We start from the raw sequence: 12159 nt of genomic DNA, 5'->3' as shown, positions 1-12159 counted from the left end.
GTTAAACTCCACCCACGGTTGGGTACCAGTCAGGTTGGTAGGGATCCTGATGAAAACGGGCGTAGTAATCGCCTTTTTCTTCGTAGTATTTTTCATAAAACTTCATTTTATCCTCATCCAGACGTACGCCCAAACCCGGTCCCTGCGGTACTTTGATGCAGCCATTCTCGTAAGGCAACAGTCCGCCTTCAATAATATCATCCGTCAGGTAGTGATAATGTGCATCACCCGCAAAAGTCATGGTCGGAATTGTGGAGGCGGTATGCAGCATCGCGGCGAGTTCAATGCCAAACTCAGCCCCGCTGTGCATGGCCACACCGAGATTAAATGTGTTACAAATAGCCACCAAATCCTTCACGCCCCGCGGACCTTCCCAGTAGTGCAAATCCGTGAGGACAATATCTACCGCGTTCATCTTGATGGCGGGTGCCAGATCGTCAAATCGGGCGGGGTACATATTGGTCGCAATGGGTATGCGCACCTGTTGCCGAACGGCCGCATTGCCATTCAAACCCCAGGATGGATCCTCAAAATACTCGATGTTAAGATCTTCGAGCCGTTTGCCCACTTGCACCGCCGTAGCCACCGACCACACGCCATTAGGGTCAATGCGAAGCCCAAAGTCGTCGCCCAGTTTCTGTCGGCACAGTTCCAGTACACGGGCTTCCTCCATGGGTTTCATAACTCCGGCTTTCAGTTTCATGGAATTTACCCCCAATGTCTCGTGTAGTTCTACACAGTAGTCGGCCAGGTCTTCGGCGGTTTGGTCATGACCGCCCCCCGGTCTATCGTAGCGCCAAAACAAATACCCTATCATGGGTATCTCACTGCGCACCTGTCCACCAAGCAGATCGCTCATGGGACGTCCCATAATTTTTCCCTGAATGTCCAGACACGCCATTTCTATGGCCGCGTAAAGCCGACTGTTGGACATGTAATAAATTGAGCGCAGCACTTTGAGTTTCAGTGTTTCGAGGTGAAACGGATCCAAACCCACAATTCGGGGCTTCAACTTTTGCAGAGCCGCCCGCTGATCGCCGCCACCGACTTCACCCAAGCCCGTCACACCCTCGTCAGTGATGACTTCCAGAATGGTGCGAAGAAAATAGCCGGGGTGAACGCCCGTGTTGTGCCGAAGCTGTGCATTGAGCGGAATGGCTACACAGCGGGTTCTGATGTCAATGATTTTCATACAATACGTTGCTTTCCGATCAGGAAATAAGAATTAGTTGAGAGAAATTGCGAGTTGTTTGGGTGAATCTTTTTTGATTGAAAACGTATGTTCGGTCGTTTTGCCCTGCCGGGTAACCTTTACTACATAATCTCCATAAAATCCTTTGAACGAATGGGACTTGGTTGAAACCGTAGCGTTAAAATTGGTTTTCCATTCCTGGTTGATTAAGGTATTCAGCGCGTGATAAGCGGGTTTGGGTTGCAGGTTCTCGTCCAGAAATCCACCCCGCCATTTGTCTTCTCCCGCTACGGCGGTACCGTCGGCCACGTTCCACCAAATGATCGATTCAACCGCCGGATGACTAAACCAAAGCCGGTAAAAATTGCGGGTAAGTTTGGCCTGATTTTCCAATCCTTCGGACGTGTGGGGCAAGGCAGGAATCGTAATTTCTGATACGTGAATTGGCAGATTGTGTTTGCCATAGAGATCCAAAGCTTTGAAAAGTTCGTCCGGCTTCATGGCCTTACCTGCTACTACGTTGTGATGCAGAGGTTCGCTAAAAAAGTGGAATTGCAGCCCCAAACCGTCAATTCGGGCGCCTCTATTTTTTAAATCATTAATCAGTAAGTTAAAAGGCGTGTATTCCCGGTGGTAGTTTTGCCAGGATTCGGTCGTAACCTCGTTGAGAAAAAGGCGGGTATCCGTGGGGAAGTTCCGCTGAGCGGTCATAAAAGCTTTCAACGGATATTCAGGGGGCATTGGAACTGCGGGATGATCTTTCAGCACTTCGTTGACAACATCCCAGGTTTTGACCGTTGAGCCGTAACGATCGGCCAATTGCCTGATCCGAAGATCGATCAACGGCTGAATTTTGCTGGTATCTTTCGGCAACCATTCAGGAACAGCGTGCGCAGTATTGTCCCACACCAGCGTATGACCTTTGGGTGTTATTCCATTTTTTTTACAAAAATCAAGTACGACATCCGGTGGCGGGCGGCGGTAAATTTCCGGACTTCCCGCTTCGTAACGGAGCTTTCCCTGTTGAGGTTCGAGCGTTTTCCAGTAAAATGGAACACAGGCCAAATTGAATAATTCCTTGAATACTGTTTCGTAGCGCTCGTTCTGCGCCGCAGTTTTGAACCCTTTTAGCATGAAAATATTGGAACCAAATAAAAAGGCATGTTTTATCTGTGTCACCTCAATCTGCACGGTGCCCTTTGCATCGGGAAAACTCAGGGTAAATTCTCCTTTTCGGTTGGCTTCAATACCTTCCTGAATTCTTTTTTCAACCTCTGGATTTGTCCATAGCGAATCCAAAGCGGTGGTTTGGGCATATGCTTCTGAACTAATCAGAAGTAAAAGCAACAGTATTTTCTTCATAACGGATGGGTGTTTTCTGGTCTAACTAGTTTGATATAAATCAATTGTCATGTTCAACCCTCACAACAAGTGAGCGTGTAAAGGCTGGAATTTCTGCCTGTGTACCACTGAGGTTTTCAGCAGCTGACCAGGTATTTTTCCATGGATCATAAAACGTAATTCGGTTGTTTTTTTTGGAATTCAGGGTTATTCGCTGTGCCTGTACAGGTTTCGGCAAGTGTCCTTCTACCAGTTCCGTTTTCCAATTTGATGTTGCATCCCGAATCCAGTATAGCGAAGTGTTTTGGCCTTCCAAAGCATAAATTTTCAAACCGTTTTTTCTTTGAATTTCTCGGGCTTGTGCCTTCTGAGCCACGGGATCAAATCCTTTGATTGCTTGCTGAAAGCGGCCAAAATGTCCCCACAAATTGTTCTTGTGAATGTAAAATTCCCAGTGCCAGCTCTGACCGGGAGCCGCAGCGCCCGAAAAGAAGGGAGCAAACAGCAGATCATGCAGCAGAATGCCCGCCGTGTCTTTGGCATACAGTCGCGAAGGCCCGGCATGATTAGGTTCAACGGCACCTACTTCTGAAAGTATCACGGGTTTGTCGGGACTAATCGCGCGTAGGGTACGAACGGCGTCAGCCGCCAACTCATCCATGGGGGCCTGGCAAATTGGTAGTTGAGCGCCTTCGTCCAGATAGCGATGCACCTGAGCGATTTGGTTGGTGGGCAGTTGCATGTATTTCCTGTATAGCTCAATGGCTGACGGATTATCCATGCTACCCAAACTCTGCATCACAAGCTGCCGTGGAAACCTTTCTTTGACCTTTGGAAGTATTTCCTGGGTCCAGTTTAGCAGCAGTTGAGGATCTTTCAGCGGCACCGCATTTATTTCATTCCAAAGTTCCCAACCCATCACTACTGGGTTATCTGCGTAGCGATTGGCCAGATATTCAGCACGTTTCAGGTATAAATTCTTCCCTATTCCAGATTCAAAAAATGACTCCATGGTCTGAACCTGCGAGGCGTAGGGCGGACGGTCAAAGGCAACAGAACCCGCAAAACGTGCGGGAGAATTGGTTAACTTCCTGAAATGTTCCAGACAAAACTTAATGCGAATGCCGTATTTTTCTGCAAGCGCCACTACTGCATCCGTCCGTTCGGCCAATCCTGAATCATACATTCCTGCCGTTTGGGGCTCTACTTCAAAATGTGGCGCACTTAGCCAAATGCGCGTATAATTCCCACCATTTTGCGAAAGTTTCTGAAAGTAACTTTCGTAGTACTCCCGAATGCCCTGCGTACTGAGCTCGGAACGGGGAAAACAAATATTGGGACCAATGGGTATAAATACCGAATCGTTTTCAAAAGCCAGGTAGCGGCTGTCGCGAGTACTTACTTTTACAAATCCGGTTTCCGTTGCCAGTTGGTTTTTATCCCCGGCAGACCAGGGATAAAAACTCAGCACGGCGACAACTAATTGGATCAGATTCATTACCTGTTGGTTAGGTACAAACACATGTTGAAGGTTTAGGAATAGAGTCTACTACTTGTTTGTAATGAATTAATACCCGGGATTTTGATCCGTATTGGGATCCAGAGCGGTATTAAAGTTTAGCTCGCCAACGGGAATGGGCCAGAAAAGGTGCTTGTCGGCTACATCTTTACCTGTTGCGTCTTTAATTACCTGACGAAGTTTTGGAATTCCCAACCGTTTGAGATCCAGCCAACGCTTGGCTTCGTACTGTGTTTCGTAGCCCCGCTCTTTTAGAACCAGGTCATAGAATGATTCGGCAGTATAATCGGCAAGTTTGAAGTCAACCGACGAGGGCGAGGTATGTGGCTGACCATACGCCCGACGGTGTACCTGATTGAGCGCTTCTATGGCAGCAGCAGTAGGTGCATTATTTACCCGGGCGTCGGCCTCGGCAAACATCAGGAGAACATCTGCATAGCGGTAAATAGGGAAATCGTTGCCTGCACCGGTTTGGGTGGGAGCGAGCGGATCAGAATACTTTTTACATAGTAAGGAGTTGGCACCCAGGCCAATATTCCAGGGATACCAGGTATAGCTCTTGCGTAAATCTGCATTATCCCAGTTTTTTTGTACCGGATTAGATTCTTTGTCGCTATAATGTGCGAAGAACCCGCCAGCACCATGAAGTCGGGCACCAGGATGGTGGGCAAACATAGCCAGGTACATCCCTTGTCCGTTTTGACGGGTCATTTTCAGATAAAAAATTTCTTCCGGTGTTGATACAATTGTTGGGCCAAATACTTTTTCAAAGTCTTCGGCAACTGTTACAGGTACCAGCGAAAATCGTCCGGAATCCATTATTTCTTTGGCTTTATCCCGCGCTTCGGCGTATCGATTGAGCGTAAAATACACCTCCGCCAGCGCAGATTTAGCGGCCCATTTGGTGGCCCGACCCACTTGTGCAGGAGTTTCGGGCAAATTGTTTTCGGCTTCTGTGAGGTCAGCAATAATCAGGTTGTACACTTCCTGCACGGAACTTTTGGGCACGTTGGGTTCATTGAGCGTAGCTTCGGTCCGAATGGGTACGGCGCCCCAGTTACGCACCAGCCAGAAATAGTTGAAGGCCCGCAAAAACTTGGCTTCGGCTACAAATTTAGCCACGTCTGCCTGACTGATATTGGTTCCGTTTGGAGCGTTCTGAATCACCAGATTAGCGTTACGGATTCCAAGGTAAAACAGACGCCAGCCATCATCTGTCCTGGGAATATTGGTACTATTCAATCCCTGAAAATCGCTGAGTACCTGATAGCTTCCCCGACCGTAGCTATAATCGGTATAGGCTTCCAGTTGAGCACCCAGCTGTCCGCTGATGTTATTGGTTGCCCGCAGCTGCTCATAGACTGCATTTACAGCTGTTTCTACCTCACCGGCTGTATTGTAAAAAGTCTCCACGGCAACGGCTTTTGGTGATTCCAGCAAAATATCCTCGCAAGACATCAGCGCAAGAAGTGGAATAAGAATGAATATTTTTTTCATCATGAATTAAGTCTAAATTTTGAAAAATTTACAGCCTGGGTTTCCAATCAAAATCCTACACGGATACCGGCGGTTACGGCTTTGGCGGTTGGGTAGCTATAATGATCAATACCCTGTCCCAGCGAATTAGCGCCCCCCTGTGAGTTCGTTTCGGGATCCCACCAGGAGTATTTGGTCAATGTCAATAGGTTTTGACCACTCACAAAAACCTGAGCAGTACGAATTCCTCGCACACCCCACTGTTGTAGCGGCAGCTGATAGGCTAGCTGAATGGTCCGAAGCCGTAGATAAGAACCGTCCTCCACCATGCGGTCGGAGTAGTTGTACGAATTGGAACGGGAAATAATGGGGTACCTGGCGTTGGGGTTGGAAGGAGACCAGTTGTCCAGAAAAACCTCGCGCGGCATGTTAAGTCCAAAGCCGTAGTCGAGTGTATTATTTATTGAGCTGACATTTACCAGATCATTGCCCTGCGTTCCCTGAATAAAAATGGTCAGTTCCAGACCTTTGTAGTTCATGGTAGAATTTAAGCCATAAATAAAATCAGGATTTGGATCGCCGATGATCGTTTTATCCAGTTGATTGATCACACCGTCCTGATTCAGATCTACGTATTTTTCTTTTCCCTGTTCGGTATATCCATCTCTCAAATAGCCGTAGAAGACGCTCATGGGTTCTCCTTCACGCAGTAAATTGGCTGCATCGTTAATCAGCGTTACGCCTATGCTTCCACCCAGAATATCCGCTCCGTTATAGAGTTTAACCACCTTGTTCCGGTTAAAGGAAATATTTCCTCCCAGATCCCAGGTAAAATCACCGTCCAGAATCCGGCTATCCAGAGATATTTCCAGCCCTTTATTTTGAATCTGTCCCACATTTTGAATCGTACTTGTAAATCCAAAGCCAATGGGAAGTTGAACGGTATTGAGTAAATCGCGGGTATTTTTGATGTAATAATCTACTGTTAACCGGTAGCGATTATTAAGGAAAGCCGCATCAATTCCGAAGTCCGTTTGTTCAGTTGTTTCCCATCTCAGATTACCAGGCAGTCGGGTACCCGGTGCAAAAGTGTTGTAAAGCGCATCGCCGAAAACTGTTTTTCCGGCATTAAGGTTATTCAGCGTGGCATAGGCACCGATAGCCTGACTACCGGTTTTGCCCCAGCTAGCCCGAACTTTCAGGTCAGAGATTGTCGTATTTGTCCGTAGGAATTCTTCTTCCGAAATACGCCAGGCCAATGCCGCCGAGGGGAAATATCCCCACTTGTTGCCTTCGCTATACCGGGAAGAGCCATCGGCCCGAAAACTGATTGTGGCCAGGTATTTACCAGCGTAGCTATAATTAACCCTTCCCAGGTAGGAAAGTAGCGTGGCGAAGGAATAGCCCGATGACGGAATACCCGGCGTTCCGGCTGAACCCAAATTGTAGGTTTCGGTAATATCACTCAAAAATCCAACACCCGAACCTCCCAATGATTTATTGAGAAAATCCTGGTACGTAAATCCCGCTACGGCTGAGATATTGTGTTTATCGCCGAGAGTTTTGACATAGCTGATGGTATTTTCGCTTAGCAAACTTGTGCCTCGGGTAGCCGATACGTTAGCTGATCCCTGGGAATTGATAAAGGTAGTCTTTGTGTAATTATCGGTACGATCATCATTGCTTTCAATACCTCCCGAAATTTTAATGGTTAATCCGTTGAAAGGCTTATACAGTAAAGCTGCATTGGCGAGTACACGGTTCGCGTCCACTATATCGAATTGTTCATTGATATGGTTCAACGGATTTGTCAAAACGTTTGAAATAAACGGATAGGCCGTTGCCAATACCCGATAGGAGCCGTCCTCATTGTAAGGTGTGAGCGTAGGAGGTGATGAAATTGCCGCCGAGATCATTGTTCCACCCCGGTTGCCCCCCGCATTGTTTCGACGCTGCGTCACAATTTTAGAAAGCGTCGCTCCGTACTGTACGGTAAACTTAGAATTGATGTCGGATGTGATGTTGGCGCGTAGCGAATACCGATTGTAGTCACTGCCTTTGATAATCCCTTCCTGTGCAAACGTGCTGCCCCCAATCGAAAAGCGGGTTTTCTCATTTCCGCCACTGATGGTCAGGTTGTGGGTTTGCATGGGTGCACGCTGAAAAACCAGATCCTGCCAGTCAAAGCTATCGGTGAAACCATCGATTTGTGCCTGGGTAAAATAGGGCGCAAGTCCGTCGTTGGTCGCCTGTTGATTGTAGAATTGCGCATATTCACGAGCATTCATTAACTCCAACTTCTTTCGTAGGGTTTGTTGGCTGAATGTACCCTCATAGTCAACCTGCATTTTTCCGGCTTTCCCTTGCCGTGTGGTAATCAGCACAACACCGTTAGCTCCCCGAGAACCGTAAATGGCGGTAGCTGAGGCATCTTTCAGAATTTCAATGGATTCAATATCACTGTTATTGAGTATTGTCGGGTTGCTGCCCGAAGTCGGAAAGCCGTCTACAACATACAGCGGCTCGTTACTTCCCTGCACCGAATTTGTACCCCGAATCCGGACACTGACCGCCGCACCGGGCGCACCATTGTTTTGGGTTACCTGCACGCCGGGTGCCCGTCCCGACATAGCCTGCAACACGTTGGTTGCCGGAAAGGCATTGATTTCCTTGGCTTTAACCTGTACCAGAGATCCGGTTAAATCACTCTTTCGTACGGTTCCATAGCCCACGACTACCACCTCGTCGAGCTGCCGATCGTCCTGTTGTAAACTAACCGTCAATACACTTTGATTTTGGACCTGAATTTCTTTGGGTTGGTAGCCAACAAACGAAAATACGAGCACGGTATTGGGTCCCGGCACGCTAAGTCTGAATGTTCCATCGGCTTCCGTAGTAGTGCCATTGGTCGTCCCTTTGACCAGAATACTTACTCCCGGAAGCGGAAGTTGATCGGATTCCCCTTTTACAGTGCCTGTTACCGCCTGTGCCTGCCCCAGAACCACAGGGCCCACAGCGAGCAACAGAACAAACAGGAGTAACGTGTTTAGTTGTTTTTTCATAAGGAAAGAGTTTAGATATTTTATATTATAAAACTAAAATTTGTTTTATGGACAAATAAAGTACTATTTATCGATATACTCCAAATAATTAAGTGAAATTTATCAAAATATGTAGGAGAAGCTTATTTAAATTTTATTATATAAAAATAACTGTATTTATAAACAAAAAAGCCACAGTTATTTACCTGTGGCTTTGAGGAATGGATTCAGAAAAAAATATATCTGCAAGGGAAAAATTTGAGGCAAAACCTAGTTCAAATTTGTATTAATTGCCTGCGCTGCTTTCCGTAAATTATTGACCAATTGCGTTTTATCTGTGGCCATGTACCGATATTCCGGAAGGTAGATACTTAGACTTGCGGCGACTATACCTTTTCGTCGAATCGGCACGGCAATTCCTACAATGTGCCGGTTAGAAATAGTTTGCAGAGCAAACTCCTCCCGCTGAATCAGGGAAAGCGCCGCAAAAAGTTCCTCTTTGGAATGTACTTCCGGCCAGGCGTTGTCCGTAGGCAATCCAAATTTGAGGATAAACCGCTCAATCGTTTCGGCAGGCAACATCGCCAGTAACATCCGGCCGGAGGCCGATTCATACGCAGGTTTTTCTTCCGAAGTTCTGACCTGCAAATCCTGTTCGGCAAAGGTACGGTAGACGATAAGTCGTTGACTGTCTTTGAGTATAGCCAACAAACAATTCTCGTTAGTCAACCTTGTCAGTTCATCCATTGCCTGCTGTGATGCTTCCATCAGATCTTTATGGTAGGCATCATTTCCGGTCAGAACGTAGGATTTTGATCCGAGGATATAGCCTTTCTTAGCACCCAATTGTTCGATATATCCCCGCGTCACCAGCGTCTTTAAAATATTGGCGCAGGTGCCGTGGTTTAATCCAAGACTATCGGCAAGCTCGCCAAGGGGCTTGGGTTTTTGAGGATCCATAGCAATGAGTTCCATTAAATCCAGAGCGCGATGTATAACTTGTATCATAAAATCAAATTTTATATTACAAATATAATAAGTTTTTTTAAGATATGGAATGATCTTGCCGCCCGGGGTGAGGGGACAGAATTTTTCAAAAAAAATTAATTTCTGTTGCACAATATCATTTGGTCAGTACCTTTGTCTCACTATTTAGAATTAGTCTTAATTAATTCAAAAAATTCAGCAGACCGCTGAAACTGTCTAAAAACACTCTTTTTCAAATTTTTAACATGAGATTAGTATACACCTATCTGATCATTAGTTTGCTACTGCACTTGACGCATGTTTCCTCTCTGGCCCAAACTGGCCGAATCAGTGGTCATGTAACCACAAGCGATGATAAACCCGCTGAATTTGTGAATATTCAGCTAAAAGGTACTGGTAAAGGAGCCGTTGTATCGACCCAGGGAGATTTCACGCTTGAAAGTATCAAAGCCGGGCAGTACACCCTGCTGGCATCTTTTGTGGGATTAAAAGCCCAATCCCAGACGGTAACAGTACAGGAAGGGCAGACCACCAAGGTCAATTTTACGCTGCTGGAAGACAGCGAAGAGCTCAAGGAGGTCGTCATTAGTGCCAATCCCAGCAAGTATGTTACCGATTATCCATCCATTTCGTTGCGTTTGAAAACTCCTCTGCTGGAACTTCCTCAAAATATTCAGGTGATTACGGCGCAGAATTTGAAGGACCAGCAGATTTTCAATATGCAGGAGGGAGTTATCCGCAATGTAAGCGGAGCGACCCGTTCGGAACACTGGGAAACCTACGCCCGGATTGTCATGCGCGGTTCACGGATAGCCGCCTTCCGAAATGGGGTGAACATTACCGAAACCTGGGGCCCGCTCAATGAAGATATGAGTGTGGTCGAGCGTATCGAATTCGTTAAGGGTCCGGCCGGTTTTATGCTTGCCAATGGCGAACCCAGTGGTTTTTATAATGTTGTGACCAAAAAACCTACGGGAATATCCAAAGGTGAAGTTGGCATGACGGTAGGCAGTTTTGGCACGTATCGTAGTACCCTTGATCTGGATGGCCTGTTGACCAAGGATGGAAAAATTCAGTACCGACTGAACATGATGGGCCAGCTGAAAGGCACGCAGCGACCTTTTGAATTCAATAACCGAACCTTAATTGCCCCGGTATTGAAATTTCAAATCAATCCAAAAACATCCTTGACTACCGAATACACTTATCAGACAGTTAATATGTCGCCCATTGGTTCCAACTACATTTACTCGCCGACCGGACTTGGTGATCTGCCGGTTGATTTCACAACTCTGGAAGCTAATATGACGCCCACCAGGATTAAGGAGCATTCGGTATTTATAACTCTTTCACATACAATCAATGACAATTGGAAATTTACCGGACAACTTGCCTATCTCAATTTTAACCAGGTAGGATCGAGTTTGTGGCCAACGGGTTTTAGGGGAGATACGCTTCTGCGTGCCACGTCCAATTGGGATATTTTGGGCCAGACGCGGGTTGGACAGTTTTTTGTCAATGGAGATGTTTCTACGGGACTTATCAAACACCGTATTTTGGCCGGTATAGATATGGGCGATAAAGATTTCTACCACGACTGGAGTCAGGGTGGGCCTATTACCGGCACCACGGGATTTAACGTCTTTAACCCGACCTTTGGTACTGTGGCGGCTTCTCAGTACCCGGTTTTTGATCGCAGTCTGGGCGTGCGTGAGCGAGGAGTTCACTACAATAATTTGTATACAGCCCTTTATTTACAGGATGAGATTCGTCTGTTGAAAGACAAATTACGTGTGACACTGGCGGGTAGATATACCGTAACCGGAGACGAAGATCCCTATTCCGGAAAAGTTGATTCCAAAAAATTTACTCCGCGGGTAGGTTTGAGCTATTCGGTCAATCGCAATACAAGTGCCTACGCCGTGTGGGACGAATCCTTTATTCCGCAGGCAGGCGCAACTTTTGCCGGGGATCGGTTCCGGCCAATAACCGGTACCAATCAGGAAGTAGGTATCAAGCAGGAATGGTTTGATGGTCGGTGGACAGCTACGGTAGCTGCTTACCAAATTACGAAAAATAACGTGCTGGCACCTGATCCCGAGCACCAGTTTTTCTCCGTCCAACTAGGGCAAACCCGCACTCAAGGTCTCGAATTTGACGTTCGTGGACAACTTTTTCCTGGTCTTGACGTCACCATGAATTATGCCTACACCGACGCTAAGGTGACTAAGGATACTGAAAATACTGAAATCAATCGTCAGGTACCTGGCACCGACCGACATATTTCCAACCTGTGGCTAAACTACCGCGTTCCTACTGGTAAGGCGGCAGGCTTGGGGCTATCATTTGGTGCCTCCCACGCAGCCGGGCGTACGGCCTGGTACGGAGCCTACGACCGGACCCTGGATCCCTCCATGCCTGCCTATACCCGGTTTGACGCCGCCGTTTCCTATCAGCTTGATAAATTCGGTGTAGCACTTAACGTGAACAATCTTTTCAATGCCGATCTTATATCGGGTACCTACTACGCATGGGGTGACTTTTACTACTGGCAGGCCGAGGCGTATCGAAATGCCCGTCTAAGCATCAACTACAAATTTTAA

General features: G+C 47.0%; 7 protein-coding genes. 1 reads left to right on the top strand and 6 read right to left on the bottom strand.

Features of this window, described 5'->3' with window-relative positions; all coding sequences use genetic code 11:
• Position 1 precedes the first annotated feature (1 nt).
• The 6 genes from EZE20_RS05520 to EZE20_RS05495 form a co-directional block, all read right to left on the bottom strand.
• Positions 2 to 1192 carry an enolase C-terminal domain-like protein gene (locus tag EZE20_RS05520; RefSeq protein WP_132115360.1) on the bottom strand — a complete coding sequence of 397 codons (1191 nt, stop codon included), beginning with the start codon at positions 1190 to 1192 and terminating at the stop codon, positions 2 to 4.
• A 33-nt stretch (positions 1193 to 1225) separates the two neighbouring features.
• Entirely contained in the window at positions 1226 to 2554 is a 1329-nt protein-coding gene (locus EZE20_RS05515) for an endo-1,4-beta-xylanase (RefSeq protein WP_132115358.1), read from the bottom strand.
• Between the two features lie 40 nt (positions 2555 to 2594).
• On the bottom strand, positions 2595 to 4031 hold the full coding sequence (locus EZE20_RS05510; protein WP_132115356.1) for a glycoside hydrolase 5 family protein: 1437 nt from the start codon (positions 4029 to 4031) through the stop codon (positions 2595 to 2597).
• 69 nt (positions 4032 to 4100) lie between these two features.
• Positions 4101 to 5552: a RagB/SusD family nutrient uptake outer membrane protein gene (locus tag EZE20_RS05505; RefSeq protein WP_317129154.1), complete on the bottom strand. Its 1452-nt coding sequence runs from the start codon at positions 5550 to 5552 to the stop codon at positions 4101 to 4103.
• Between the two features lie 44 nt (positions 5553 to 5596).
• Entirely contained in the window at positions 5597 to 8590 is a 2994-nt protein-coding gene (locus EZE20_RS05500) for a SusC/RagA family TonB-linked outer membrane protein (protein WP_132115354.1), read from the bottom strand.
• Between the two features lie 249 nt (positions 8591 to 8839).
• Complete coding sequence (locus EZE20_RS05495) at positions 8840 to 9577, bottom strand: IclR family transcriptional regulator (RefSeq protein ID WP_132115352.1); 738 nt, start codon at positions 9575 to 9577, stop codon at positions 8840 to 8842.
• A gap of 224 nt (positions 9578 to 9801) precedes the next feature.
• Here EZE20_RS05495 and EZE20_RS05490 point away from each other — a divergent pair, with 224 nt between their 5' ends.
• Positions 9802 to 12159 carry a TonB-dependent receptor gene (locus EZE20_RS05490; RefSeq protein WP_132115350.1) on the top strand — a complete coding sequence of 786 codons (2358 nt, stop codon included), beginning with the start codon at positions 9802 to 9804 and terminating at the stop codon, positions 12157 to 12159.

Source organism: Arundinibacter roseus, from assembly GCF_004348825.1.
GTDB lineage: Bacteria > Bacteroidota > Bacteroidia > Cytophagales > Spirosomataceae > Arundinibacter > Arundinibacter roseus.
Note: the sequence above shows the minus strand (reverse complement) of the source record. Positions and strands in the feature narration are given on the sequence as shown.

Bases quoted from the DNA above. Each gene is read 5' to 3' on its own strand.
- EZE20_RS05490 (WP_132115350.1), top strand. From the start codon at position 9,802: ATGAGATTAGTATACACCTATCTGATCATTAGTTTGCTACTGCACTTG.
- EZE20_RS05505 (WP_317129154.1), bottom strand. From the start codon at position 5,552: ATGATGAAAAAAATATTCATTCTTATTCCACTTCTTGCGCTGATGTCT.
- EZE20_RS05500 (WP_132115354.1), bottom strand. From the start codon at position 8,590: ATGAAAAAACAACTAAACACGTTACTCCTGTTTGTTCTGTTGCTCGCT.
- EZE20_RS05495 (WP_132115352.1), bottom strand. From the start codon at position 9,577: ATGATACAAGTTATACATCGCGCTCTGGATTTAATGGAACTCATTGCT.
- EZE20_RS05510 (WP_132115356.1), bottom strand. From the start codon at position 4,031: ATGAATCTGATCCAATTAGTTGTCGCCGTGCTGAGTTTTTATCCCTGG.
- EZE20_RS05515 (WP_132115358.1), bottom strand. From the start codon at position 2,554: ATGAAGAAAATACTGTTGCTTTTACTTCTGATTAGTTCAGAAGCATAT.
- EZE20_RS05520 (WP_132115360.1), bottom strand. From the start codon at position 1,192: ATGAAAATCATTGACATCAGAACCCGCTGTGTAGCCATTCCGCTCAAT.